The sequence below is a fragment of the Oligoflexus tunisiensis genome (assembly GCF_001748245.1).
In the GTDB taxonomy this organism is placed as follows: domain Bacteria; phylum Bdellovibrionota_B; class Oligoflexia; order Oligoflexales; family Oligoflexaceae; genus Oligoflexus; species Oligoflexus tunisiensis.
This window is the reverse complement of the sequence record NZ_BDFO01000001.1, coordinates 2,109,401-2,133,736: the sequence shown is the minus strand read 5'-3', so window position 1 is coordinate 2,133,736 and position 24,336 is coordinate 2,109,401. Positions and strand designations below refer to the sequence as shown.

The window sequence follows — 24,336 nt, the reverse complement described above, 5'->3', positions numbered from 1 at the left end:
CATGCACGAGCCATCGCCTCGTCAACTCCGGCGTGCGAGCACAAAAATCTCCCGATTGCCTTCACGGCCGGTGACCTGACTATCAACGCTTTGGATATATTCCAAACCCTCCCGCTGCATGGCCTGCAGGGCAATGTTCAGCGCCGTTTGACGGCTGGCGTCATCGGCGACCACCCCACCGGCTGGAACCGCGTCTGCAGCGAGTTCAAATTGCGGTTTCACCAGGATCAGAAAATGGACAGCATGAGCCGGGACAGCGCCACAGAGCGCGGGCAGCAAGCGATCCACGGAATTGAAGCTGATATCGGCGACGACGAGATTGATGGTTTCATCAATAACCTCTGTGACCTGCCGGATATCGCACTGCTCCTTGACCACCACGCGCGGATCGGTGCGAAGCTTCCAGGCCAGCTGATTATGGCCGACATCCAGGGCATAAACCTTTTTGGCTCCAAGCTGCAGACAGCAATCAGTAAAACCGCCGGTCGAGGCTCCACAGTCGAGCACCGTGGCTCCGGCCACCAGCGTTTCGAGCCCCATATCCTGAATGGCTCCCCAAAGTTTATCGCCTCCCCGGCTGACGAAACGTCTCTGATCCTTCAAACGCAGGTTCTGGCCATCCCGGACCAGCTGCCCCGGTTTGTCGATTCTTTGCTCGTCGACCAGGACCTGCCCGGCCATGATCAGGGCCCGGGCTTCGGTCAAATCCGGGACGAGACCCAGGCTGACAAGGCGTTCATCCAGGCGATATTTATCCTTTTTTTCCGATTTCGCCATGCGTCCTTGGGAACCTCCTGAATTATGCCCATTCCGCAAGTTTTCCCATGGTTTACCGTCAAGTTCAAGTTTGGACTCAATATTTTGAAGACTCTGCCGATGATTCATCATCTGATGTTGACTACAGCCCCTGTCGGGAGGATCGGTGCATTATGTCGAAGGGAACGCTTAAAATTCTATTTGTTGACGAGAAGCGGATCACATCCGACCTGGAGAAGGCCGGCTACCGCAAGGTCGGAGCCCACATCAGCCAAGCCACCAACTTCGGCCAGGCCAAGGATATGCTCCATAAGGAACCGGCTGATGTCATCGTCATTAACTTTGACTATGCAGAGATCGATGCGGTTGCCATGTGCGAGCATTTCAAAAAGCAGCCTGAAACCGCCGCGATTCCGGTGATTTTTACCAGCGTCCAGCCGCTGCCCAAGCGCGTGACAGCGCGGGAGAATGGTCCGGATCTTTTCATCGAGACGCCGGTGCCGCGTGAATTCTTCATTGAGCAGGTTCGTAACCTCCTCGAAGAGAAAATCCGCGGGACGGAACGTGTGAATCATGAAGGTTCAGTCTCGTTTGAGCATGAAGGCAAGACTTACGAATGCAGCATTCAGGACGTTTCCAAGTCCGGCATTCTTCTGACCACTGAGTTGGATATTCCGGCTGGCACCAAGCTGAGTCTCAGCTTTTCGCTGCCTGGTTATAAGAAACCCATCAAGGTGGAAGGCGAAGTCGTGCGCCGGATCAATGCCGATTCGCGGAAGAATACGCCGGCCGGATTGGGCATTCGCTTTGAAGATTTCAACGGTGACTCGCAGAAGCGTCTGGAAAAGTATATCGCGAAGAGCCAGCACGATGATCCCAAGCTGGTCTACTATCTATAATTGCTGATGATCCCGTGGTGAGCAGGCAGATGGCGTGGATGGAACGATCCGCGCTGGAGGCCAGGCAATGGCGTGGATGGAACGATCCGCGCTGGCAGCCAGGCAATGGCGTGGGCTTAACGATCCGTGCTGGCAGCCAGGCACCATCGCCCCTCACACGGCATCTCCCTCAACCATCCGCGCCTTCTTATATTGCTCCAGATAAATCAGTGAATTCACAAACTGGTCGCGGTAACGCACGGCCGTGAACATGACCTCACGCAAGCTTTTCGGAACACCCACGACCCGACCGCCAATGGAGATCTCGACGTTGGGATCCGCCACCCCGCGGACGATAAGGATGGCCATATCATTCCAACGGATTTTGGCCCGGGTGGTTTCCGCCAGCTTTTCAATCCTTTCGAGCAGCTTTTTGCCTTTGATCAGCCGTTTTTCCACTTTTTCGATGCGCTCCCCGACCGCTTTCTTTTTGGTCAGATCATCGAACTCATACTGCCGATCGGCCACGAATCGCTTGAGCTTGGCCTCCCGCCCACGCAGGATACTGATGCGATGCTCAAGACGCCAGTCACTGCCCACGCGGCATAAGGTTTTCTCGCCATCCGCGAAGCCAAGGTCCTGGGTGCGAATACCGGTTTCGCTCACCACGATCCCGCCCCCAATCAGCCCTTTGGCGGTGCCCTTGATCACAATCTCACCGGCCACCTTGCAGTCGCTGTTGATAATCGACTGCTCCACTTCCAGGGTGCCTTCCACCAGCACGCGGCTGTTCTCAACAAACAGAGCGTTCACATCCCCACCCGCATGCACCATGCCCTCGCGTGAGGTCACGATACCTTTGCTGACGCTCAGATCCCCCCCGCAGCGGATGCGGGAATGACCAATCCCGCCACGGACGATCAAATCACCCTTCGCGTAAACGCGCGCGCCGTTATCAATATTGCCCTTCACTTCCACCGTGCCGTCGAAGTTAATATCACCCGTTTTCAAGTTGACGTCACCCCGATGGACATACACGTTGAGACAGGAGACCTTATTTCTCTCAATTTTCGGCATGCCACGCAAAAGCGCATAAAACCGGCCATCCTCCCGCCGCTCCACACCCGGTCCGGACGTGATCGTATTGCTCGTTTGCTTGACCGTGGCATGCAGGACCCGACCGAAGACATCCGTCCCGGGCTTGCCATTACGGAAACGAAGTTCGGCGACGGCGTCTCCATTATCCACCACACGTTTGTTCTGAGCCGAGCGGAGATCGATGACGTTCTCGTGATCTTCAATGGTTTTGTCCAGATACAAAGGATGCAGATAAACCTGATCACCCGGCATGGGCGCGACGCCGCGGGCTACGATCTGATTTTTGATGCTCTGACCGAGCGCCACAAGACTCATGATCTTGGCGACGAACATCTCATGCCCATAGCAGATGCCGGCTTCCTGAATGGCCTTATCCAGCCAGGTTTGATCCTGATCGTAAGTTCCACCCTGCAGTTTGTTGTCATCCGCCCATTTGATTTGAGCTTCCAGACCATCCGGACTGATTTCGATTTCAATCAGGGGATCCGCGGTCTGGGAAGCTTTTTCCGGAGCTTTGGCCACAGGGGCCGCTGCCGCGCGCGTGCTCTTGAAGACATCCTTCGCTGCGGCCTGGGATGCGGCTTCTTTTTTCACCGTACTGGCGACGGCGGCGCTCTTCAAGGCCACGGGGATGCCGAGCGGCAGACCATAGCCAAAACTCTCCGGCATCGCGCTCAGCTCTTTCAAAAGCTCAGTGGATTCCCGAGTCAGAGGCGTATAATCCGGCAGCGCCGCCTTGTTTTTTTCGAGAAAGGCCTGGACCTGGGCCTGCACTTTCTTTTGACCGTTGGTCTGAATCAGATCCGCGCTATTGATCCAAAGGATCAGAGTGCCCCTGGTTTTATCGAGAGAAAACTTCAGCGGCGGCAGTTCTTCATCCAGGGGCGTGGCGGCCAGCACCCGATTCTGAATTTTCTCGCCCCGCAGCGCACGCCAGTAGCATTCCAGAATTAGCGTATGAAGCATAGGAGTAGCATAGGGTTCCAGGTTCATCTGTTTTTGCACAAAGGCATGAAACCGGGGCCAGCCGATTTTCGTCAGGACCTCGGGACTGGCCGTCACGGTCAGGTTCCACTCGCGTCCGCCGCCCTTCACCTGGATGTCCTTGTAATGGCGGAAACCCTGCGCGATGCAGAACATCACGTTTTTATCCGCAAGTTCATCCTCATTCCGCAGATGATTCCAAAACTGATTGAAGGCATTTTCATAGATCACGTAGGCTTCGATATTGCCCTTGCTCAGCTCATCCTCGAGCTTCGCCTTGGCTCTCTTGTAGAGATCCTTGGGGGGTTTACGATCTTCCTGCACCAGTTCCACGGAAAAGCTGACGCGAACCTGATTGCTGACTGCAGCGTACACCAGTCGGATGTCCTGCTCCACGCATCACTCCTTGCCGAGGCCTGCCCATTTTTTCGATTTTGTCTCTGTTTATGATAGGACTTTGGGAGGAGGATGCGCAATCAGGATATGGTGACAGGTTCGGATAAAGGGCTGGTTTTTCTTTTTTCTGCATTCACGACGAGCTGCCCACAGGCCGCAGCAATATCCTGGCCCTTGCTGTAGCGGATCATGACCCGCACACCTGCGGCGTTGATATGATCCCGGAAGCGTTCCAGGGATTCCGGTTCAGGGCTCTGAAAGCGGCTGGGTTCCACCTCATTGAGGGGAATCAAATTCAATTTCACGGGCACGCCCTGCAGAAGTTCCACCAGGCGATCGGCGTGATCCAGGCTGTCATTCACGCCGCGAATCACCGTGTACTGCACGAGCAGGCAGGAATCGCCATCACGCTGCTGATAGAAATCACGCAGATAATTCAGGATGGTGCCGATGGGCCAACGGCGATTGATCGGCATCAGCTGCGAACGTTCGCGTTCCGTCGTGGCGTGCAAACTCAAGGCCAGAGAGACTTTGGGGAAACGTTCCAACAGAATTTTCAGACCGTCCAGATGCCCGGCGGTCGACACCGAGATTTTACGCAAAGCCAAATTCAAACCCAGGGGATCGGAAAGAATACGCAGAGCCTGGGACACGCCCTCGATATTGTCGAGCGGTTCCCCCATGCCCATAAAGACAATATTGGAAATGGATGCAAACCAGGGATAGCCGCGTTCCTCGCGCCAGGAGGCATGCTCGCGAATCCAGCGCTGGGCCAAAACCACCTGCACGGCAATTTCTCCGGCGGTGAGATTGCGCTTGAGGCCCATGCGTCCCGTGTGACAGAAGGTGCAGGCCATGGCACAACCGACCTGACTTGAAATGCAGAGCGTGATGCGCTTTTTCTCGGGCATCAGCACGGATTCCACCAGGGAACCATCGTCCATACGCACCAGGAATTTCACGGTTCCGTCATAGCGTGAGAGCGATTCCTGGGCGATGCTGGCCTCATTGCAGCGCATGTCGACGCGCAGCTGCTCAGCCAGAAGCACCGGCAGTCCCGGCGTATTCCAGGGCGCGGTATCGAAATCCTTAAACAGGCGACGATACAGTGTTTTGGCATGAACTGCAGGCACGCCAAGGCGTGTGCAATACTGCTCAAGATCGGCTAGGGATTGGCTGTACATGTCCTGCATGACGGGTCTTCCTCGTAGGCCCCTACCATAGTGAGAAAACCCGGGCCATGCAAGACAAAGACAATGAAATCAGGAACCCGAAACCCAGTCGGTGGCCCCATCTTGCGCCATAGAGCCATGCCGACGTTCCAGATGCTCGGCCATCTCATTCAGGGCCACGACCAGCTCCTGCATCTCATCCCCTTTGCGGATCACGATGCGATGGCTGTACTCACCGCGGGTGACGGCTTCGATAAACTTTTGAACCGACACCAGGGGGCCCGAATACTTGTGGCGGGAACGGATGATCAGGATCACCATGGCCACGATATAGGCCAGAATGGAGATAATCAGGAAGATCACATTCCGCATCAGAATGTCATTGAAGACCAGTTCATGCTTCAGCTCGGGATTCACGACCTTGAAGATTTCGGCAACATTCTGATACTGCTGCTCAAAGGCCTGATAAATGAAGAAACTTACGCAGCCCAGGAAGATGAGGGTGGTCGCAATCACCTGCACACCAAAGCGTGAGTGCCAAAAAAATTCCGTCAGCATCGGAACGAGGCGACGACCATGATCAGCAGGGGAAAGGTTCATACAGCGGGGGCCTCCGAATGGGTCAGGGCTTGGATTGTGGCACATTGACAGTGTGCCCTGAGCGGCGAAAAGGGGGCAAGAAAAATCTTGCCTTTTTCCCGGAAGGCCGTTAGGCTCCTGGCTCCGGTCACAACCTTAACGTGTGGAGTGGACATTGCACGGGTCAAGACATAGAAGAAAGCATCCCAAAGGTCGTCGTAAAGTTGGTCGTAAGAAGCGTCGTATGATGCGCCTGCGTCGATCATTGCGGACCAAATAAAGTGTGATGCGCCTTCGCTCTACGGTCTCTGGGCCGGGAGTGAACGCCAGTCGCAGGTCAAGAGCAGCCGGAAGAAAAGGGGGTCCCCTTGTTTTTCCGGCTGCTCTTTATTTTTTTGGTTTTATTCCCAAGATTTCGCAGGGTCTTGAGGAATCTGCAAAACGCCTCCTTTGCTGAATCCTGAAGTTCAAGAAAAAGGAGACAACTCTTTCCATAAGATGCCTCACACCGCATGTCCGCCGCTACGTCAATCTCTTCCAAAAATTTTGCATTTCACTCGGCCAGGCCGTAAGCTGTTTTAAAGAGCAAAACTCAACAAGACAAAAGCGTACAAGCGCTGCGTTCCTCATTTCCCTTTAAGGAGGCGACGATGCTGGACTTTATTCTCGAATTGGAAGCGGTGCTGAAAATCTGGCCGGATAGCGTCAAATGGAGTCTGGTCCAGATCGCTGAGCAAACCCATACAAAAGTCCCGCACGTCGTTGAGTTCCTGACGGATGCTCTGAACAAAAATCCGGATGTGCATGATCCCCTGAGTTACAACGAGGTGCATAAGGCCTTTGTTGTGCTGCGTGATCGCCACAAGGTTCAGCTTGAAGCTCTGCAGGAGCGCGAGCGCAAAGCGGTCCAGAACGCAGTCGATGCGTACAGCCAGGTGATGGAAAAAGTCCGTTTGATGGAAATGTCCCGCAACCGTCGCGGCGCCTATCGCACTTTGAACTACACCTACGGCAACTATCTGGAGCTTCTGCCCCCTGATATCAAAACGCAGATCTGCAATGACTGTCTGCGCATTGGTATCAAGGAAAAGATCAACTTTCAGGAACTCTCGCAATGGCTGCAGCGTGGCATCCAGCATCTGATGGAACAGCCGAGTAAGGATTCCGTCGAAGACGCGCTTGACTTTCTTGATGCCTACGGAGACTATTTTCTCACGGAAGCCCATGGCAAGGGTGAGAAGTTTCTCACCAATCTCCTTTTGAGATTGAAACCAGCGGCGATGGAGTTTGACCTTTCTCCCAAGCTGAATGAAGTGGCGGGAGACTTTAAGCTCGTCGAAGTCATGGATGTGTTTGTATGATGCGTTGATGCCTGCCAGGAGGCGAGAATTTCTCGGGCACGCGTTGACGTTTTAATGCGCCAACGCTGACGAGGATGAGCCACCCCCCTCCAATCATCCTCCCAGCCGAATTTGGCGTAGGGAGTTGAACTGACCTTGAAGAAGAAAACCAAGAAGCCAGCCAGAGCCAGCAAGTCCGCACGCAAAAGCCCGGCAAAAAAAGCCCTCACCCCAGAAACAACTGCGCGGCTGCCCGAAGCTTTGTCGGCGGATCAGGTCTATGCCAGCTGCCCGACCGAAATATTTAAGTTCAACACCACGGATGAACTGGATAGCTCGAATGACATCATTGCCCAGGATCGTGCCATTCGCGCGATCAACATGGGCCTGAGCATCAAGCGTCCCGGTTACAATATCTATGTTGCCGGCATTGAAGGCACGGGCAAGACCAGTGTCATCCGCCAATTCCTCGAAAAGTGGGCGGCGGATTCGCCAGCTCCCTATGACTGGGTTTATCTCTATAACTTCTCCGATATCGAAGTGCCGCGCGCCATCAAACTGCCTCGTGGCGAGGGCCGCAAACTCAAGAAGAATATGGAGCAGCTGGTCAAAGCCCTGCGCTCCGAGATTCCCGTGGCCTTGCAAAGCGAGGACTATGAGAACGCGGTCAACACCTATATTTCCTCGGCCAATGACATCAAGTCCAAGCTCTACAGCGAGCTGGAAAAGCTCGCCAAGGCCAAGGACTTTGTGATCAAGTCCACGCGCATGGGCATTGAGACGATTCCGATCGTCGATGGCCGCCCCCTCACCGAACGCGACTATTCCAAGCTGGGCGAGGAGGAGCGGCAGGAAATCGAGGGCCGGCGTTCTGAACTGGAGCCCGAGGTCCTCGACTTCGCGCGCAAGGTTCGGGCGATCGACAAGGAGACGAGCGAGCAGCTGGAGAATCTCCGGAGTTCGATCGGTGAGCAAATTATCTCGGCTTTGATCATCCCCTTGCTGGAAGAGTATGGGGAATTTAATGAGATTCTGGAATACATCGAGCAGGTTCGCGAGGATGTGAAGGAAAACCTCCTTGAATTCGTCGAGGATGAGCAGCCCAGTAATGAAGAAGCCCTCTTTATCGAGGACAAGGACAAGTTCACCAAATACAAGGTGAACGTCTTTGTCGATAACAGCAAGATCGAGAAGGCACCGGTCATCATTGAAAACAACCCGACCTACTACAACCTGTTCGGCAAGATTGAAAAGAATGTCGAGCACGGGATGTACCTGACCGACTTCACGATGATCAAGCCCGGCTCGATCCACAAGGCCAACGGCGGTTACCTCGTCCTGAACGCGATCGATATTTTCCGTCCCGGCAATGTGTGGGAATCGTTGAAGCGGATTCTGCGCAACCGCATGGGTTTTATCGAGGACATGGGCGAGCAGTATTCGCTGCTGCCGACCTCGGGTCTGCGCCCGGAGCCGGTGCCTTTGGACTTGAAGGTGATTTTGATCGGCACCGATGAGATCTATCACATCCTTTATCAGCAGGACGAGGAGTTCCAAAAGATCTTCAAGATCAAGGCTGACTTCGACTTCAAGATGGAACGCAGCGATGACAACATCATGAGCTACGTAGGTTTTATCGCGACCCGGATGCGCCGTGAGCAGCTTCTGCCGTTTGACAAGTCGGCCGTCGCGGCGATCGTGGAATATGGTTCGCGCTTGATCGAGGATCAGAATCTTTTGTCCACCCAGTTCGGTGAGATCAAGGATCTGACCATTGAAGCGGACTTCATCGCCAAGGAACGCGGGCGTGAGATCGTGCAGCGTGAGGATGTTGAGGACGCGCTCGATTTGAAATATTACCGTTTGAATCTGCAGGAGGAGTATCTGCTCCGCCTCGTCAAGCAGCAGGATATCCTGATCTCGGTCGATGGCATGCGGGTGGGTCAGATCAATGGCCTCGCGGTCTATGATTATTCGGATTATTCCTTCGGGAAAATCGCGCGGATCACCTGTACGACTTCGCCGAGCAAGCGCGGGATTTTGAATATTGAACGGGCGGCGCGTCTGTCCGGGAAGATTCATGACAAGGCTGTGATGATCATTGCCGGCTACTTCAAGGCCGTGTTCCCAAGGAACAAGGCCCATGCGTTCACCGCCAGCGTCTGCTTCGAGCAGAACTACGGAATGATTGATGGCGATAGTGCCACGCTTGCCGAAGTGATTGCGATTATCAGTTCGCTGGCACGCGTGCCCGTGCGGCAGAACCTTGCGATTACGGGGTCGATGAACCAGTTTGGGGAAGTGCAGACGATCGGTGGCGTGAATGAGAAGATCGAAGGTTTCTGGAAGATCTGTGATCTTGTCGGTCGCAGCGAGAAATATACGGTGATCATTCCCGCAGCCAATGCGCAGAACCTGATGCTGCATCGCAAGACGCAGGACGCCGTGAAGGCGGGACGTCTGGAGATCATTCCCGTCACGCACATAGCCGAGGCGTTTGAAATCGCCACCGGCGTGCCGCTTGGGGTCCGTGATGTTCATGGGGATAGTCTCCTGCTGAAGGACAGTGCGCTGGATCGCGCCCTGAGCTGGATGGACAAGGCCGAGGGCGATGCGCACCACGACTGATAAACAAAGTCTCATTCGCGCCCTGAAAGCCCGGCAAACGGCGCAGGACGCGATCCACCAGTTTTTTCGCAGTCGCGACTATCTGAGCCTCGACACCCCGATTGCCGTGCGCAGTCCGGGGACCGAGGTCCATCTGGGCTATTTCGCCACCGAATGGCAGGATTTTCGCGGGGAGCGGACGCCGCTTTATCTGCGTTCGAGCCCTGAGCTGCATCTCAAGCAGGCTTTGGCCCTGGGGCTGGAGCGGGTGTATCACCTCGGGAAATGTTTTCGAAATCAGGGGGAGCTGGCGGACTGGCATCACCCTGAATTCACCATGCTCGAATTTTATCAGAACGGCATCAGCCTCAATGATTTCATGACGCTGACGGCGGACCTTGTGCAGTTTGTGGCGGTCACCCTGCAGGCGGCAGGCTATGCCGTTCGCATGCCCAGGGCGCGACCGGAGCGTCTTTCGATGTTCGAGGCCTTCACACGCTGGGCGGGTCTGGAGCTGGTCGATGGGGATCCCGAGCTGGCCCGCAAGGGTTTGGCCAAGGGTTTTCCTTCGCTCCGGCCGGATGATGATTTTGAGACGGCTTACTTTAAAATCCTGCTGGATATCATTGAGCCGCGACTGAAGGATCAGGAAGCCATCTTTCTTTACGACTATCCGGCTTCGCAGTGTGCGCTGGCCCGGGTGGTCGGGGGTCGTGCGCAGCGTTTTGAGCTGTATTTGCTGGGTGTGGAACTTTGCAATGCCTTCGATGAGCTGCTGGATCCGGGCGCGAATCGTGAGCGGATTCGCAGCAGCAACGAGCAGAGGGAAAAACTCGGGCATGGGGCGGTGCCGGAGGATGAGGATTTCTTTGAGGCGCTGACGCAGAATTTAAGACCCTGTGCGGGGAATGCGCTGGGTTTTGATCGATTGCTGGCGCTTTTGCTTGGGGAATCGAATCTGGATCGCGTGGTGCCCTTTCGGTGGAATAAGCCCTGGTCACGTTCTATTCCTTGAATTCCGGGGGCAGCGTGGCCACCTCCATTTCCAATTTCTGCAGGCGGAGCAGGAGATAGACATGACTGTCCGCCGCGCTCTCAACATTCCAGCGAAATAATGCACCCACGATGGGAATGGCGCCGAGCCAGGGGATGCGGGATTCCTCGAACCCGGCCGTGCGGGCCTGGATCTGCCCAACCATCTGGAGTTGATCCAGGGTCAGCCAGGTTTCGGTTTGCATGCCGGAGCGATCCAGGGCTCTTTGCCCTTCGCGAGGTCGGCTGATCTGTAGGTTCAAGGAAACCTTGACGGTATCCGCCCGCTGTTCGACGAGTTTCACCTGAAGCATGAAACCGACCGGCTTCCATATTTCCAGGGTTTGATCCCGTTGCGGGGCTAGCGTGGCGATATCCATGCCGTCGCTGACTTCGAGCGTGCTGCCGAGGTTCAGGGCCAGACGAGGTCGCGCCAGGATTTTTGTATTGGCTCGATGGGAGAGCCCCTGTAAAAAGACGTCGATATTTTCCTGTGGCAGAAGGCGGATGGGTCCGAAGTGAAGAGGGTTATCCAGATCGGAGTCACTGGATTTTTGAGCGACCGCGACCACTTCCAGTCGGTAGCGCCCATCGACCTCTTCCTGACACCGCACCTGGGCCGGAGCCCCGTAGCGCTCTTTGATCCATTGCCGCCACTGTTCATCCCGCTTGGGATCGGGGACAAGGCAGACACTTTCAAGAAAGACGAAACCGTCTGCGTCCACAAAGGTTTGATGGGCTTTCAAGTCCAGTGAGATCCTTTCCGCGGTCAGACGCTGGGCTGCACTCGACAGGGTGGCCCGAAAGCGGCAGGGCGGATTCTTGTCACATATTTCGCGGGCCTTGTGCAGCCAGGCGAGGGAATCGGTTTGTCCGGTGACGGTTGAGGAACTGTCATCGCAGTGAATGCCGGGTTCATTGCAGACCAGGTTCTTCCAGCGCTCCACTTTTTCGGATTCGCTGCGACTGGCCACATTGATAATCCAGCTTTGCTGCACCGTACCTTTTTCATCAAGGGCTCTGAGATAAACCAGCCCGGAGCGCAGGGCCACGACCTGCCAGACCCCTTTCCCCTGTTCTTCCACATCCAGGATATGCTTCTGGCTTAAACGTAAACTCCATTTGGCATTGACCTTGAGGCGTCGGGCTTCACCCATCTCCATGTCCCAGCGTTCGGGCAGAGGATTCGCCAGACCGAGGGTGGAACATAAGAACATCATGGCAGCAAAAAACCTAATCATACTGAATGCCACGGGACGCGACTGGGCCTTCAGTCTCGGCTCCACAGAATGCGAAATCCTTCCCATCCGCTGTCAGCACGGACTTCTTCTGTAAAAGCTGCTGCAGGCGTGAAGCAGAATTCGCACCGGTCGGCCAGAGCAAATAAAGACCTCCACGTCGCCCTGGAGCTTTCCAAAGGCTTAATTCATCATCCGAGCTGCGGCACCAGGCGTCTCCACGACGCTGCAGCACCGTAATTTTCTGTGTTTCCTTCCAGGGTTTCCCATCCGCCTCCAAACGCCCGAGTTTTTCCACAGGCACCAGCACTTTGCCATCCGGCACCCGCATCCCGGCCTCTCCCTGCTGCAGGACCAGGGTCCCTACGATAAAAGCCAGGGAATGGCTCAAAAGCGGCGGCCATCCCAGAAGGCTCAATTGCATCGGAAGCTTTTGCCAGGTGCGGCGCAACCAAAACGTGAAACGATGTAACATAAAGCCTCAGCATCCCTTTCGTGTTTATCATCCGCCCCAAAATCCAAGCGCGGCGCGGGCGCGGGCCAGGTCTTCCCCAGGGCGACAAATTCCTTGAATTCCAGCACTTCATCCGGCTGCACCGGATCCATGGCCTCATAGGCCTCACCCACCTGCTCGCCGACACGCCGCTCCAGTTCCCAAAGTCCCAGCTGGAGAAACAGCATGAAAAGCAGCATGACAAGCAGCTCCGTACTGCCCTCCTCATTCATACCGCACGACCCAGTTCGGATAGTCCTCATCCAGATCCGGATTCCTCTCCCGGTGCAGTCTCACCCGCATCGGTCCATCGTCACCACAATCCTCCAAATCCCTACCTCCATAGTGCTCACGCCACTCCAGCAACACAGTCTCCACCTCTTCCTCCGCGGGCAGATCCTCCTCCCCCGCGCAGCCCAATTTACGCCATGTTGTCACGGCATCCCGCAGATTCGCAGCCATGGCCTGATACCGTCCACACACCATCAGCTCATAATCCACCCGAAACGCTTCAGCCCACATCCCGGAGGCTTCCCCGACCAGCCGAATTCCAAGCAGCAGCTGCCCCACGATCCCAATCCAAAGAATAAGCTGTAGAGCCTGCCCCACTCCCCTTTCCTCCTTCTCACTCACTCTGCCTTTTTCAATTTTTCAGCACCAGGGACATCGAAATCTGTTACCATGTCCAAGGCCCTCATAATCAAATCACGGGTGAACCATGAAGACGCAATTCCTTCTCATTTCGATGCTTCTGCTCTGCGCCTGCCGCACCACCACCGCCGGCCCCAAGGAAAGAGTCGATATGTCGAAAACTTCGGCTGCGCAGCCTGAAATGCTTTTGCAAAAAATTATTGGTGGGTGGGATGAAGAAGAAAAGAAAGAGAAGGATCAATATTTTGAATGTAAAGTGATGAGCGACATACCTGAAGCAGCAGACGTGAAAAAGTGGATAGCTGAGCTGTCAGGTGACCTCGTCATGGGATACCATATTGTGGCGACATCACCTTCCATTCAGCTCTACGCTTTTCGAGGCTCAGAGAAGAAGACACTCTACAAGGATCAGAGCCAAATTGAGAAGGCAAAAGAAGAAACAGCAGTCGAGGCACTAAGAAAAATTATCGAAAAGTATTGCCCAACGCCAAACAAAACCAAATAAATCAAGACACCTCGCCCCAGCCAATCGCGTAGCTCTGCTCATCGCGATCATTAAAAATCACGCACAAATCGGAGCCCTTCAGATACTGGAAACGGTACTGCCAGGCGCTCCGTGGCGCCTTCTCAAGGCACTTGATTTCAAACACAGCCACGCACTCACCCCCGACAAATCTGGCACTTGGGTAAACCAGAGTATCGCAAGGGTTCTGCAATATATACGCATGGGAAGCCGCATGATCGGTCCGATCCATAATCTTTTCGATATCAGGGTGCTTCGTGATATCGACCGCCTGCGCATCGTCAACCCCAACCGTAAATGTCGTGCGAGGCTCACCACTGCCACTCGGCGTGGGAAGATGCCGGCGTTCTCTCATAAAATAAAAAGATGCCTCATGGATCGAGACATCGAGAGACCGCGCTCCATAGAAGACATTTTTCGTGTAATACGGCGGCCGGAAACGTGCGGCGTATTCAGGCGGAACAGGCGGATCATAGCGGAAGGGAGTGTAGATCAGAAAGTGATAACCCGACCTTTGCGCGGCAGCCACCACCGAGCGATTGGCTTTCGTTTCCTCAACAAATTCCTCAAGCAGTCCAATATCATCAATATCCCCTGGCACCTTACCTTGAAGTGCCCAGTTGCCATCACGCTCCACTGTCCTCCAGATCTCGCCTTGCAGATGCATCAGGCACCTCGCCCACGCACATAATCCAGATAGCGACGTACCTGGATAAGCCCTTCCATCGACCCTTTCATAATCTCCAGCGGCGCATCCACAAGCTCAGGATGCGCCGTCTTGATCCAGGCCTCCCGGTCCTGAGCGCTTGAAAACATCGCCGCCAGGCTGCGAAAGATGGCAATAAGATGGGAAGCCGCCTCGCGCAAATGCCGCTTCTCATCAAGACCAGGAATCAATTCCTCGTTTTCCCAGCGATTGATAGTCCTCACATTGACATCAAGGATTTTGGCCAAGTCAACTGTCTTAAGTCCAAGGTCCTGCCGTGTGACGAAGATCGCGCGACAGACAGCGCGATTCTGTTTTTCGGCTCTCTCCGCGTCACTCATAGCTTGTTTGGATTTGACGGACATGATCAGGCCCTCCTGCCTTAAATCTTACCACCGTATCAGACATTTGTCGTATTTTGTCAAATATTAGGTTTTAATCGGCCATAACATACTATATTTAATCAGTTTATTTAATAGGCTATTTGTCGCATTGCAGCGCCGTCGGGCTCGGTTATTGACTTCCTCCCCACTTGTGCCATAGTTTATAAGATTTTTATTTTCAGGACACTCAACGCCGCCATGCACTCGTACTCCAACATTCTGAATTTTCTCCCGCAAACCTCGCGCATGGCTTGCGTCCGCATTCTTTTTGCCAACGGGTCGCTGACCTGTATTGGCCGCCTGACCGTTCCAACACGCTCGTAAGCCCAGGATGCAAGGTTCTCCCCGCGGAGTGCGCCTGGCAGCCTGGGGGCTTCCTCAACCATCATTTTCTTAATTAACTTTCTGAATATCTGAATGGAGCATCCATGCGTCTTCAGGTTCGCTGGGTTATTGCGCTTGCGTTGGTTACGGCCGCGGCCATGATCCTTTGGAATGAAATCTGGTGGGCGTTTACGCCCTGCACGTTCCTGTTGGTTGTCGCCGTCAACGATTTGAGGCAGACCCGGCATACGATTCGTCGCAACTTCCCCGTCATCGGCCATATGCGTTATCTTCTCGAATCGATCCGTCCCGAAATCAATCAGTACTTCATTGAATCCAACATCGATGGAACGCCCATCAATCGCGAAAAGCGCTCCCTCGTCTATCAGCGGGCCAAAAACCAACGTGATACCGTCCCCTTTGGATCCCAGCATGATATGTACGCACCAGGTTTTGAATGCGTGCATCACACGCTCTTTCCCACCCAGGTCAATGCCAAAAGCCTGCGGACGATCATCGGCGGCCCGGACTGCCGCCAGCCCTATGATTCCAGCATTTTCATCATTTCCGCCATGAGCTATGGCGCCCTCAGCAGCCGCGCGGTCGAGGCTCTGAATGCCGGAGCCGCGATGGGGAACTTTGCTCACAATAGTGGCGAAGGCGGCATCAGCGAATTTCATTTGAAACCTGGCGGTGACCTGATTTGGCAAATCGGTACGGGATATTTTGGATGCCGCACGCCCGCAGGCGACTTTGATGAGGAAAAATTCAGCCGCACATCCAACCTCCCGCAAATCAAAATGATCGAAATCAAACTCTCGCAGGGAGCCAAACCCGGCCTGGGCGGGCTTTTACCAGGGAAAAAAGTGAGCCAGGAAATTGCCCAGGTCAGAGGGGTCCTGCCGGGTCTGGATGTGGCTTCACCGCCTCGTCACAAGGCCTTCCGCACAAGCCGGGAAATGCTTGCATTCATCGCCAAACTCCGTAACTTAAGCAGGGGAAAACCCATCGGCATCAAAATGTGCGTGGGCCAAAAGGAAGAGATTGAAACGCTCTGCCGCGAAATGGTTGGAACTGGAATCATGCCGGACTTTATCACCATTGATGGCGCGGAAGGTGGCACGGGCGCTGCGCCCGTGGAGTTTACCAATCACGTCGGCCTCCCCCTGACCGAGGCCCTGGTTCTGGTCCACAACGCACTGGTCAAGCATCAGCTCAGGTCCCATATCCGCATCATCTGCAGCGGAAAGATTTTCAGTGGCTTCGATATCGTCAGAGCCCTGGCCCTGGGCGCGGATCTCTGCGCCTCAGCGCGCGGTATGATGCTGGCTTTGGGCTGCATCCAGGCGCTCAAGTGCGATTCGGATCGCTGCCCCACAGGAGTGGCGACCCAGGATCCTCATCTGGTTGCCGGACTGGTCCCCGCGGAAAAATCCTATAGGGTGGCCAGCTATCATCGCAAAACTCTCGAATCGGTCGCTCACATGATGGGAGCCATGGGCCTGCAGCATCTGTGTGAAATCACGGCCGACATCATTTCGAAACGCTCCGTCGACGGAGAACTCAAAACCCTCCGTGAAATTCATGGTGTCGCGCTGTACCCTTCCGGATCCCCGGATCTGGCAGGAACCAAAAATGGAACACTCGGTTAAACGGTGAAACGGCATGACCTGGGTCAACTACCACCATCTTTACTATTTCTATGTGATCGCCCGCGAAGGCAGTATTGCCAAGGCCGCGCGACGCCTGCGCCTCAGCCAGTCGACCCTCAGCATTCAGTTGCGCCAGCTGGAGGAACTCTTCGATCAGAAACTCTTTGATCGCAGTAAACAGAATCTGATGCTGACCGGTACGGGTCGCCTGGTTTACGAATACGCAGCGGAAATCTTTCGGATTGGCTCCGAGATGATGGAAGCCGTGAAAAATCGCAAGGAAGCGGGCCCGCTGCGCCTGCATCTCGGCATCCTGGACAGCATCCCCAAAGCCATGGCCCACGAGCTGGTCATCGCCGCCTATGCGATCGGGGACTGCTTTGTCTCGGTGGTGGAGGCCGGCAGCGAGGAACTGCTCAACGGCCTGAAGGCTCATGCCCTGCACCTGGCACTGACGAATTCGCACGCGCCCATGACCTCAAAATCCGGGCTTTTCAGCCGCTGCGTGGCCGACCTTCCGGTCACCGTGTTCGGTTCCCCCCGGTATGCAGCCCTGCGAGAAAATTTTCCTCAGTCACTCAATGGACAACCTTTCCTGTTCCCGACTCTGCACAGCAAGTTGCGCCATGATCTGGAACATCTGTTTGAACGGAATAATCTGAGCCCCAGGATCGTCGGGGAAAGTCAGGAAAGTGAGCTCGACAAGCGACTGGCTGCCTCGGGGCATGCCCTGATCGCCATGTCGAGCTATGGGGAGGAACCCCTCGTTCAGGAGGGTAAAATCATCGAGATTGGTGTCCTGGAAGCTCTGCGTGAGCAAATCTGGTTGACCGGCGTAAAAATGCACGTTGTCAATCCCATTGCGGCTCAGCTTCTGGAAACGTTCACTCTCACTGCACCTTGAGGTTTCCCGGGCGTCGCGGTCCGTCCATCTCCGGCTTTGCGCAGAATCAGAGCCATCATGGAACGGTGGAGCTGCGTTTGCTCATCAGGCCCATAGTAACGATCCAGACTCAGGGATTTGAGGCTCAGGATGCGACTGATGGATTCAAAGCGCTGACGCAACTGCTCCTTGGCAGCGAGACACAAAATGGGCCGCACATTCCTGACAGTTTCAAAAACCTGGTTTTCCATGGCTCGTACATAGGCACCTAAAGTCTGTCCTGGCAGCGCGTAGTAATTATCCACCAAGGTAATCTCGTCAGGTGACACAACGAACAAAGATCCGCGGTATCGATTGAATGAGAGGACAAAGAACCGATCCACACGGTGGGTATCCAGAGGCATGAGATGCAAAGGAGGCATTGTTCCGTGAATGGTAGGCGATAGCATGCGAATCTCCTTTCGTTGTCACTGACCGTTATCTGAAACAATCCACTGCTTTCTTCTAGTGATTCCGGACAGTAAGGGCCAGTATAAAAAATCAATGGCTGCCTTTGAGTTTATGAAGGTCCCCTTTTCCAGGGAAAAATGTTAATCCTTGGCAAACTCTTTAACTGAAGGGGGTGACATGCGATTTCTTTCTGTGACTGATTTTCATGAACTCATGAAGACACAAGAGTATCCCTGTATCTCGCTCTATCTGGACCTGGAATCCCCAACAGGTTTGAATCACGGTATCCACCCCAGGCTCTATGCACAGCTTGGTCACATTCGAGGTTCCATCTCCAGACTCTGCAACCGCGAGGACCGCGAACGGTTGCTGCAGCCTCTTCATGCCGCCGCCCGAAATCTCCATGCGATCCCTCATGAGGCCAAAGGCCTGGCCATGTTCCGATCCTTTGGCATGAGCGGCATTTTCCCGACATCCCTGCCGGTCCAGGATCATGTGGCCTTGAGCGACAGTTTTCATCTGAAGCCGATTCTGCCGATGATCCAGAATCAAAACATTTTTTATGTGATTACACTGACTCAAACCACGATGACGCTGTTTTCAGGAGATGCCACGGGTCTCAAGGAACTCAAGACTTATACGATGACGGACGGTGAAGGCGGCAAACTCCGATCGATCACGGCCAGGTTCAGCCGGAATGCTGCACGCGGAAGAGTCAGCCGTTATCCGGTGCTGAGCTATCAGTCCCCGACACGCCTCAACTCGTTCTTTCAGGATGCGCAGACCGATATGATCAACCGCATTCAGCCCAGCCCGGGGCCTGTGGTAACGGTGGGCTCAACCTATTTACGAAGGATGTTTGCGACCAACTGCAAAATACCGAACCTGCTCAAGGACGGCATTAATTTCCGTTACAGTCAGGGCAACCATGCGGTCCTCCATCGTAAGGCCTTGGCTCTTGTGGAGGATTACTTCAACAGTCGGGCGCTTGTTCTGTCCAACCAGTATCTGGCGCTGCTGGCCAAAGGACGTGCGTCCAACAACATGGAAGCGATAGCGGAATCCATTTTCATGGGGCGGGTCAATCATATCCTGATCGCCAAGGATCGTGCCCTCTACGGAAGGCTCGACAGGGGAACAGGACGCGTCATCAACCTGAAACAGAATATTGATCCCATCGGCGATGATGTTTTGTGTGACCTGGCTCAGGAAGTGATCCTGCGCGGTGGCAACGCTCACCTGATCCCGCAGAATATGATGCCCACCCCATCGCCGGTCGCAGCCCTCTATCGCTGGTGATCCCGTTCAGTGCGCTGGGGTCCCCATATTCCTCTCCTGCAGGTGCTCACGCACCGACTGCAGGCTGGGGATATGATCCCCGCGCATCACCGTGTTGCCCGCCTTGTCAATCAGGGCAAAGCAGAACTCCTTGGGCCCGCAGCGTAGTCTTTCGTGCAAGGGTCCATCGGGGTGATCCTCGATGGTGATCACCAGATCATCCTTATCCTCCAAAGCCGCGAATGTTTGCTCCGCGTTTTTGAATTCCGGATGCGTCCGATCAGGAGCCAGGATGGCAATCACGGATTTTTCGCCTTTGTAACGATCCAAATCCTCGGTGCTCAGCATGAATAATTCAGGAACACCTTTTAAACCCAATGTGGAAAAAATGTCGGCCATAAATCTCTCCTCAACAGCGTCAAGCACGCTGGGCTTCTGGCTGCATTATTCATGCCAGCACTTTTCTGATAGAATAGGGGGCAAAGCCTGGAGAGACCCCTCATGAGAACCCGTGGCCTCGTGTTTCTGCTTCTGACCTTGACGGCAGCCTGTCGCACGTCCCGTGCAACGGTGGACATCATGGATGCCAATGCCCCAACCCGTCCGCCCAGTGATGACTATCTCAACGTGGGCAAGTCAGTGCAGACCACTTTTGCCGTAAACTCCCTCAGCCTGCCTACGCCGAGGCGCAGCTACGATTTTCTGGAGCTTTCCCTGAAGGATCCAAACTCTGTGGTGATTACCCACAGCCGCGCCGACTACAAACCCGGCGAATCCATCGAAATCGATGCTCACAAGGACTATGAAATCATCATGAGTGCCATCGATGACGGCATCGAAATCTATTCCAGCAAATTCTGCAGCAAGCGCCAGACCTTTCGCGCCGAAGAGGGGGCCAACACCTTCACCGCCTTCCTCTGCGCAAAACCTGATCAACCCTGAGTTCAAACTTCATGCAGGAGGGCTGTATAGCCTTCCCGGTAGGTGGGATAAAGAAAACGATAGCCCGCATCGAGAATTTTGCGGTTGCTGATCCTCTTGTTGCCACGGGCCGGAATCTGCGTTCGATCCTCGGTGGACTGCAGCGTGGCCGGATCCATTCCGAGCTGTTGCGCCATCCAGCGGATCACCTCGTTGCGATCGGCGGCCTCACAATCCACTCCATTATACACCTGACGTTGCGCCTCGCTCTGCAGCACATGCAAAATCATGCCGACACAATCATCCCGATGAATCCGGTTGCTATAGATCCCACCCTGCGCGTAAATCCGTTCGACCCCTTCTTTTACGCGGCGCAGAAACCAGGTGCGCCCTGGCCCATAAATACCGCCCATACGCAGAATGGAATAATCCCCACGGCCCTCCATGAGCCACTTTTCGCCGCTCACCATAAAACGTGAAGATCCGGCCTGCGCCAGATTCTGATTCGTTTCATCGACCCAGCCTCCCTTTGACTCCGCATAGACGGATGTACTGGAAACATAGATCAGACGGCGGTAACCGCCCTGCTTCGCAACAGCCTCCACCAGATGGCGAAGACCGTCCTGATAAATCTTCTTATAACTCGCATCATCGGCCGCATCGGCTGCCGCACAGTAGACGATATCCCCGACATCGCGCAGGACCGTGAGCGACTCCGGCTGCAGAAGATCCGCCTGAATGCTTTTCACCCCCGGCCACTGCACGGGGCTGCGGCGCAGGACCGAGACTTCGTGGGTTCCGGCCGCCAGAGCTTTTTCCGCCAGAGCCTGCCCGACGTAACCGGCGCCGGCAATCAACAGTCGGGACATCAGTGGTTTCTTTCTGTTTCGGTTCTGAATTTCTTCAGCACATATTTCAGTTCACCGGTCGCCCGATAGAGGCAGCCGCTGTTATTCGATTGCATTTCCCCTTCGCTGCAGTAACTCGTGAGCAGCCGTGGACCGAGGGTTTTGGTCTGGGCCTCCAACCATTTTTGACAGGAAGCCACCGCATCCTTTTCCGAGGCTTTGGAGCAGAAGACCTTCACTTCTGATTTTTCCTGTTCCTCAACCGTTTCCGTCTTTACGTGAGTTCCGGCCCACGCGACCGCAGTCAAACAAAAGCCGCCCAAAACGATCAGACCTCGCTTTTTCATGCAAAATCTCCAAGCCAGATTTGTCTAAGGAACCATCCTGTGATAAACAAGGCCTTCAAACAGCTGCTCTGCTCATGGAGGCCTTGCTTGTCCAGGACACCTGATCTTATCAAACTCGAACCCGCCCTGCCATGGCTGTCGGAGCAGGGAAGTGCTGGATTTGTCCAGGCTCTGGGTCTCGACCGCCTTCTGCTGCAGCCTGCTGCTGGCAGCCGCGATGGCGCTCATCTTACGGCGATCACGGTCCGCCTGAACGAGGGGCCGACCTTTACCCTTCACGGAGCGTGCACGCCGACCGCTGCTGACTGGGTCTTTGTGGTCGAGGCGCAGGACCAGCCGCGTCTTCTTGATATGATCGGTCAGCTTCGCAAGGATCAGCATATCGAAATCTGCCGCAATAAGGATGTTGAGGCCAGTGATCGATTCACCGGCTTCAGCCGTCTCCATTTTATACCCGAAGCGCTGCCCCGGATGGACGAGTCCGCTCTGGATCTCAATCGCGAATTTCTCGGTCGCACCTTCAGCGCGCCGCTCCTGATCACGGGCATGACCGGAGGCATTAGCAAGGGCACGGAAATCAACCGTCGTCTGGCTCAGGCCGCGGCCCGCATGAATATTCCGATGGGTGTGGGCTCGCAACGCATTGCCCTCGATAACCCGGAATACGCCCCGATTTTCAAAGTCAAACCGCACGCTCCCGGTCTTTTCCTGATCGGCAATATCGGAATGTCCCAGCTCACCGGAGCGGATGCGCTCGAGATTTGTCAAAGGGCTGTGGAGATGATCGATGCCGATGCCCTGGCCATTCATTTCAATCTGGTGCAGGAGCTCGTGCAGGTGGAAGGTGACCGGCGATTCTCGGGCCTTTTGCATGGTCTGGAACGGATTTGCAAACATTTGCCGGTGCCCGTCATTGCCAAGGAAGTGGGCTGCGGCATGGCCCCGGACACCGTGCGTCGCCTGAAGCAAATGGGTTTCAGCGCCGTCGATATCGGCGGCAAAGGCGGCACATCCTGGTCGCATATCGAAGGTCTGCGCAGCCGCAGCGCTCTTTCCCAGGATCTTGGGGCGGGTTTCCGCGACTGGGGCATCCCCACGGCCTATAGCCTGGCCGTCGTGCATAAGGCCTTTCCTGAACTGCCCTTGATCGCCACCGGAGGCGTTCGCGATGGCATCACCGTGGCGAAAGCTGTCGCTCTGGGAGCGCGCCTGGTCGGGATTGGATTGCCACTTTTACGCGCTGCGCTGGAGAGTGAAGAGGCGCCGCTCGCGCTCTTGGAATCCCTGCGTCAGGGATTGAAGGTTACCTTGATGGCCACCGGCGCCGCCCGCCTGGATGATTTGTCGCAGCGGCTCGTTTTGGGTCATCCTTTTGAGCGGGAATTTGAAGCCATCGTTCGCGCCTAAGTCCTCGTAATCAAGGGCTGGACGCAACAATTCCAGGATGTCAGGTACGGTTCAAGAAAACTTGAACTGCGCTTGGCTTTCAGGCATGCTGAGGACGCTCTGTATCAGGCAGCTGACTCTGACCTTCCAGTGGAAATGAAACCATGACCGGTGAAAATCGCAATCTGTTTCAGAATCGCTACCAAACGGCCCAGACCCCAGTTTCCTCCCGTTTGCCAGGTTTTTATGAACTCCCTATCGGCCAGCGACGAGAAATCGTGATGGGCATGGGGCGCCTGGATCGGGGGCATACGCATCAGCTTGGAGATTTTGGCACTCTATCGGCGGAGCTGGTGGATGTCTTTATCGAGAATGGCGTCGGCACCTTTGCCATGCCGCTGGGGATTGCCACGAACTTTCTGATCAACGGCCAGGACGTTCTCGTGCCCATGGCGGTCGAGGAATCCAGCGTGGTGGCGGCGGCCAGTCACGGCGCCAAGCTCGCGCGAGCCGGCGGTGGCTTTCAAACCAGCAGCACCGCACCCGTCGGCACCGGCCAGGTTCAGGTCTTCCTGCGCGAGAGCTGTGACTATGAGAGCATTCTGAGCGCCGAACGCCAGAATCTGATCACTTATGCTAACGAAGGTCATCACCGTCTTCTGGCGCGTGGTGGAGGCGCTCAGAATATTTCCTGGCGCTATATTGAAGCCCTGAAATCCCTCGTTCTCTATGTGGACATCGACACCCGTGATGCCATGGGTGCGAACATGATCAATACGATGTGCGAGCGTCTTGGCAAACGCATGCAGGAACTTTTACCCTGCGAGGTGGGTCTCAGGATTCTCACCAATCTCTGCGACAAACGCATCGCCCGCGCGCACTGCAAAGTTCCCAAGGAAGCCCTGTCGAATCGCGAATTCAACGGCGCGGAAGTGGTCGAGCGTATTGAACAGGCTTATCTTTTCGCAGCCCATGATGTGTATCGGGCGACCACGCATAATAAAGGCGTCATGAACGGCATCGATCCCGTTGTGATCGCGACCGGCAATGACTGGCGCGCGGTGGAAGCCGGCGCGCATGCCTACTCCTGCCGCACCGGTGTCTATCAACCGATGACCCGCTGGTGGAAAAATAGTGACGGCGATCTGGAAGGCGACATTGAATTGCCGATGGCCTTGGGAACGGTCGGGGGCGTGACCACACTGCATCCCACTTCCCAGGCGGCTTTGAAAATTTTGGGTTCGCCGAACGCCCAGGGCCTCGCGGAAATCGTGGTCGCTGTGGGTCTGGCCCAAAATCTTTCCGCTCTGCGTGCATTGGCTTCAGAAGGTATTCAACGCGGCCACATGAGTCTGCATGAAAGCAATCTGCGTTTGGCCCAGCAAAAGGGAGCCCAGCGCCATTGAGAAGC

General features: G+C 55.1%; 25 protein-coding genes. 11 read left to right on the top strand and 14 right to left on the bottom strand.

All coding sequences use genetic code 11. The features are described from left to right. Positions 1-21 precede the first annotated feature (21 nt). The gene (locus OLTU_RS09315; protein ID WP_176736469.1) at positions 22-777 is read right to left on the bottom strand and encodes a TlyA family RNA methyltransferase; all 756 of its coding nucleotides are present in this window, start codon (positions 775-777) and stop codon (positions 22-24) included. A 152-nt stretch (positions 778-929) separates the two neighbouring features. Here OLTU_RS09315 and OLTU_RS09310 point away from each other — a divergent pair, with 152 nt between their 5' ends. Continuing rightward, entirely contained in the window at positions 930-1,655 is a 726-nt protein-coding gene (locus OLTU_RS09310) for a PilZ domain-containing protein (protein WP_176736468.1), read from the top strand. Positions 1,656-1,808: 153 nt separating this feature from the next. Here OLTU_RS09310 and OLTU_RS09305 read toward each other — a convergent pair whose 3' ends face one another. From OLTU_RS09305 to OLTU_RS09295, 3 genes are all read right to left on the bottom strand, one after another. Continuing rightward, positions 1,809-4,112 carry a flagellar assembly protein A gene (locus OLTU_RS09305; protein WP_141732485.1) on the bottom strand — a complete coding sequence of 768 codons (2,304 nt, stop codon included), beginning with the start codon at positions 4,110-4,112 and terminating at the stop codon, positions 1,809-1,811. Positions 4,113-4,192: 80 nt separating this feature from the next. Then, complete coding sequence (gene rlmN / locus OLTU_RS09300) at positions 4,193-5,305, bottom strand: dual-specificity RNA methyltransferase RlmN (protein ID WP_141732484.1); 1,113 nt, start codon at positions 5,303-5,305, stop codon at positions 4,193-4,195. 69 nt (positions 5,306-5,374) lie between these two features. Continuing rightward, positions 5,375-5,884 (bottom strand): HAMP domain-containing protein, encoded by a 510-nt coding sequence (locus tag OLTU_RS09295; RefSeq protein WP_176736467.1) that lies wholly within the window; start codon positions 5,882-5,884, stop codon positions 5,375-5,377. A 629-nt stretch (positions 5,885-6,513) separates the two neighbouring features. Here OLTU_RS09295 and OLTU_RS09290 point away from each other — a divergent pair. The 3 genes from OLTU_RS09290 to OLTU_RS09280 all read left to right on the top strand — a co-directional run bounded on the left by OLTU_RS09290 (position 6,514) and on the right by OLTU_RS09280 (position 10,825). After that, positions 6,514-7,224, top strand: coding sequence for a hypothetical protein (locus tag OLTU_RS09290; RefSeq protein ID WP_141732482.1), 711 nt, complete (start codon positions 6,514-6,516; stop codon positions 7,222-7,224). 135 nt (positions 7,225-7,359) lie between these two features. Next, complete coding sequence (locus OLTU_RS09285; protein ID WP_141732481.1) at positions 7,360-9,831, top strand: Lon protease family protein; 2,472 nt, start codon at positions 7,360-7,362, stop codon at positions 9,829-9,831. Continuing rightward, a complete protein-coding gene (locus OLTU_RS09280) occupies positions 9,815-10,825 on the top strand; it encodes an amino acid--tRNA ligase-related protein (RefSeq protein ID WP_141732480.1) in 1,011 nt (336 codons plus the stop codon). Before OLTU_RS09285 ends, OLTU_RS09280 begins: the two co-directional genes overlap by 17 nt. On the opposite strand, the gene OLTU_RS09275 is transcribed toward OLTU_RS09280, so the two are convergent. From OLTU_RS09275 to OLTU_RS09260, 4 genes are read right to left on the bottom strand one after another with little or no spacing between them, the layout of a single operon-like run. Then, complete coding sequence (locus OLTU_RS09275; RefSeq protein ID WP_218109940.1) at positions 10,815-12,083, bottom strand: secretin GspD/PilQ domain-containing protein; 1,269 nt, start codon at positions 12,081-12,083, stop codon at positions 10,815-10,817. The genes OLTU_RS09280 and OLTU_RS09275 overlap by 11 nt on opposite strands. Further along, positions 12,076-12,555, bottom strand: a complete 480-nt coding sequence (locus OLTU_RS09270; RefSeq protein WP_141732478.1) for a hypothetical protein — start codon at positions 12,553-12,555, stop codon at positions 12,076-12,078. The genes OLTU_RS09275 and OLTU_RS09270 overlap by 8 nt, the downstream gene beginning before the upstream one ends. Then, complete coding sequence (locus OLTU_RS09265) at positions 12,495-12,806, bottom strand: hypothetical protein (RefSeq protein ID WP_218109939.1); 312 nt, start codon at positions 12,804-12,806, stop codon at positions 12,495-12,497. The genes OLTU_RS09270 and OLTU_RS09265 overlap by 61 nt, the downstream gene beginning before the upstream one ends. After that, positions 12,799-13,182 carry a hypothetical protein gene (locus OLTU_RS09260; protein ID WP_141732476.1) on the bottom strand — a complete coding sequence of 128 codons (384 nt, stop codon included), beginning with the start codon at positions 13,180-13,182 and terminating at the stop codon, positions 12,799-12,801. The genes OLTU_RS09265 and OLTU_RS09260 overlap by 8 nt, the downstream gene beginning before the upstream one ends. 109 nt (positions 13,183-13,291) lie before the next feature. On the opposite strand from OLTU_RS09260, the gene OLTU_RS09255 reads away from it, so the two are divergent. Next, positions 13,292-13,729: a hypothetical protein gene (locus OLTU_RS09255; RefSeq protein ID WP_141732475.1), complete on the top strand. Its 438-nt coding sequence runs from the start codon at positions 13,292-13,294 to the stop codon at positions 13,727-13,729. Between the two features lies 1 nt (position 13,730). Here the strand turns inward: OLTU_RS09255 and OLTU_RS09250 are convergent, their stop codons facing one another. Continuing rightward, complete coding sequence (locus tag OLTU_RS09250) at positions 13,731-14,414, bottom strand: RES family NAD+ phosphorylase (protein WP_141732474.1); 684 nt, start codon at positions 14,412-14,414, stop codon at positions 13,731-13,733. Beyond that, entirely contained in the window at positions 14,414-14,818 is a 405-nt protein-coding gene (locus OLTU_RS09245; protein ID WP_141732473.1) for an antitoxin Xre/MbcA/ParS toxin-binding domain-containing protein, read from the bottom strand. Before OLTU_RS09245 ends, OLTU_RS09250 begins: the two co-directional genes overlap by 1 nt. Positions 14,819-15,264: 446 nt before the next feature. Between OLTU_RS09245 and OLTU_RS09240 the strand changes: the two genes are divergently transcribed. Both OLTU_RS09240 and OLTU_RS09235 read left to right on the top strand, forming a co-directional pair. Next, a complete protein-coding gene (locus OLTU_RS09240; RefSeq protein ID WP_141732472.1) occupies positions 15,265-16,812 on the top strand; it encodes an FMN-binding glutamate synthase family protein in 1,548 nt (515 codons plus the stop codon). A 13-nt stretch (positions 16,813-16,825) separates the two neighbouring features. Further along, complete coding sequence (locus tag OLTU_RS09235; protein WP_141732471.1) at positions 16,826-17,716, top strand: LysR family transcriptional regulator; 891 nt, start codon at positions 16,826-16,828, stop codon at positions 17,714-17,716. Here the strand turns inward: OLTU_RS09235 and OLTU_RS09230 are convergent. Beyond that, positions 17,680-18,144 (bottom strand): hypothetical protein, encoded by a 465-nt coding sequence (locus OLTU_RS09230; RefSeq protein WP_141732470.1) that lies wholly within the window; start codon positions 18,142-18,144, stop codon positions 17,680-17,682. The two genes, OLTU_RS09235 and OLTU_RS09230, sit on opposite strands and share 37 nt — an antisense overlap. Before the next feature lie 178 nt (positions 18,145-18,322). Here OLTU_RS09230 and OLTU_RS09225 point away from each other — a divergent pair, with 178 nt between their 5' ends. Further along, the gene (locus tag OLTU_RS09225; RefSeq protein ID WP_141732469.1) at positions 18,323-19,444 is read left to right on the top strand and encodes a baeRF3 domain-containing protein; all 1,122 of its coding nucleotides are present in this window, start codon (positions 18,323-18,325) and stop codon (positions 19,442-19,444) included. Positions 19,445-19,450: 6 nt separating this feature from the next. On the opposite strand, the gene OLTU_RS09220 is transcribed toward OLTU_RS09225, so the two are convergent. After that, positions 19,451-19,822, bottom strand: coding sequence for a DUF4174 domain-containing protein (locus tag OLTU_RS09220; RefSeq protein ID WP_141732468.1), 372 nt, complete (start codon positions 19,820-19,822; stop codon positions 19,451-19,453). A gap of 102 nt (positions 19,823-19,924) precedes the next feature. Here OLTU_RS09220 and OLTU_RS09215 point away from each other — a divergent pair, with 102 nt between their 5' ends. Then, on the top strand, positions 19,925-20,365 hold the full coding sequence (locus OLTU_RS09215; RefSeq protein ID WP_141732467.1) for a hypothetical protein: 441 nt from the start codon (positions 19,925-19,927) through the stop codon (positions 20,363-20,365). Positions 20,366-20,367: 2 nt separating this feature from the next. Here the strand turns inward: OLTU_RS09215 and OLTU_RS09210 are convergent, their stop codons facing one another. Both OLTU_RS09210 and OLTU_RS09205 read right to left on the bottom strand, forming a co-directional pair. Next, positions 20,368-21,213: an SDR family oxidoreductase gene (locus tag OLTU_RS09210; protein WP_141732466.1), complete on the bottom strand. Its 846-nt coding sequence runs from the start codon at positions 21,211-21,213 to the stop codon at positions 20,368-20,370. Then, the gene (locus OLTU_RS09205) at positions 21,213-21,539 is read right to left on the bottom strand and encodes a hypothetical protein (RefSeq protein WP_141732465.1); all 327 of its coding nucleotides are present in this window, start codon (positions 21,537-21,539) and stop codon (positions 21,213-21,215) included. Before OLTU_RS09205 ends, OLTU_RS09210 begins: the two co-directional genes overlap by 1 nt. Positions 21,540-21,626: 87 nt before the next feature. On the opposite strand from OLTU_RS09205, the gene fni reads away from it, so the two are divergent. Further along, complete coding sequence (gene fni, locus OLTU_RS09200) at positions 21,627-22,946, top strand: type 2 isopentenyl-diphosphate Delta-isomerase (protein ID WP_141732464.1); 1,320 nt, start codon at positions 21,627-21,629, stop codon at positions 22,944-22,946. A 143-nt stretch (positions 22,947-23,089) separates the two neighbouring features. Beyond that, positions 23,090-24,331 carry a hydroxymethylglutaryl-CoA reductase, degradative gene (locus OLTU_RS09195; protein WP_141732463.1) on the top strand — a complete coding sequence of 414 codons (1,242 nt, stop codon included), beginning with the start codon at positions 23,090-23,092 and terminating at the stop codon, positions 24,329-24,331. Positions 24,332-24,336 lie beyond the last annotated feature (5 nt).

Excerpts from the sequence above, each read along its gene's own strand:
- OLTU_RS09265 (WP_218109939.1), bottom strand. The coding sequence starts at position 12,806 with ATGAATGAGGAGGGCAGTACGGAGCTGCTTGTCATGCTGCTTTTCATG.
- OLTU_RS09235 (WP_141732471.1), top strand. The coding sequence starts at position 16,826 with ATGACCTGGGTCAACTACCACCATCTTTACTATTTCTATGTGATCGCC.
- OLTU_RS09245 (WP_141732473.1), bottom strand. The coding sequence starts at position 14,818 with ATGTCCGTCAAATCCAAACAAGCTATGAGTGACGCGGAGAGAGCCGAA.
- OLTU_RS09215 (WP_141732467.1), top strand. The coding sequence starts at position 19,925 with ATGAGAACCCGTGGCCTCGTGTTTCTGCTTCTGACCTTGACGGCAGCC.
- OLTU_RS09205 (WP_141732465.1), bottom strand. The coding sequence starts at position 21,539 with ATGAAAAAGCGAGGTCTGATCGTTTTGGGCGGCTTTTGTTTGACTGCG.
- rlmN (WP_141732484.1), bottom strand. The coding sequence starts at position 5,305 with ATGCAGGACATGTACAGCCAATCCCTAGCCGATCTTGAGCAGTATTGC.
- OLTU_RS09195 (WP_141732463.1), top strand. The coding sequence starts at position 23,090 with ATGACCGGTGAAAATCGCAATCTGTTTCAGAATCGCTACCAAACGGCC.
- OLTU_RS09315 (WP_176736469.1), bottom strand. The coding sequence starts at position 777 with ATGGCGAAATCGGAAAAAAAGGATAAATATCGCCTGGATGAACGCCTT.
- OLTU_RS09220 (WP_141732468.1), bottom strand. The coding sequence starts at position 19,822 with ATGGCCGACATTTTTTCCACATTGGGTTTAAAAGGTGTTCCTGAATTA.
- OLTU_RS09275 (WP_218109940.1), bottom strand. The coding sequence starts at position 12,083 with ATGATTAGGTTTTTTGCTGCCATGATGTTCTTATGTTCCACCCTCGGT.
- OLTU_RS09255 (WP_141732475.1), top strand. The coding sequence starts at position 13,292 with ATGAAGACGCAATTCCTTCTCATTTCGATGCTTCTGCTCTGCGCCTGC.
- OLTU_RS09225 (WP_141732469.1), top strand. The coding sequence starts at position 18,323 with ATGCGATTTCTTTCTGTGACTGATTTTCATGAACTCATGAAGACACAA.
- OLTU_RS09210 (WP_141732466.1), bottom strand. The coding sequence starts at position 21,213 with ATGTCCCGACTGTTGATTGCCGGCGCCGGTTACGTCGGGCAGGCTCTG.
- OLTU_RS09310 (WP_176736468.1), top strand. The coding sequence starts at position 930 with ATGTCGAAGGGAACGCTTAAAATTCTATTTGTTGACGAGAAGCGGATC.
- OLTU_RS09270 (WP_141732478.1), bottom strand. The coding sequence starts at position 12,555 with ATGTTACATCGTTTCACGTTTTGGTTGCGCCGCACCTGGCAAAAGCTT.
- OLTU_RS09295 (WP_176736467.1), bottom strand. The coding sequence starts at position 5,884 with ATGAACCTTTCCCCTGCTGATCATGGTCGTCGCCTCGTTCCGATGCTG.
- OLTU_RS09290 (WP_141732482.1), top strand. The coding sequence starts at position 6,514 with ATGCTGGACTTTATTCTCGAATTGGAAGCGGTGCTGAAAATCTGGCCG.
- OLTU_RS09280 (WP_141732480.1), top strand. The coding sequence starts at position 9,815 with ATGCGCACCACGACTGATAAACAAAGTCTCATTCGCGCCCTGAAAGCC.
- OLTU_RS09240 (WP_141732472.1), top strand. The coding sequence starts at position 15,265 with ATGCGTCTTCAGGTTCGCTGGGTTATTGCGCTTGCGTTGGTTACGGCC.
- OLTU_RS09230 (WP_141732470.1), bottom strand. The coding sequence starts at position 18,144 with ATGCTATCGCCTACCATTCACGGAACAATGCCTCCTTTGCATCTCATG.
- OLTU_RS09250 (WP_141732474.1), bottom strand. The coding sequence starts at position 14,414 with ATGCATCTGCAAGGCGAGATCTGGAGGACAGTGGAGCGTGATGGCAAC.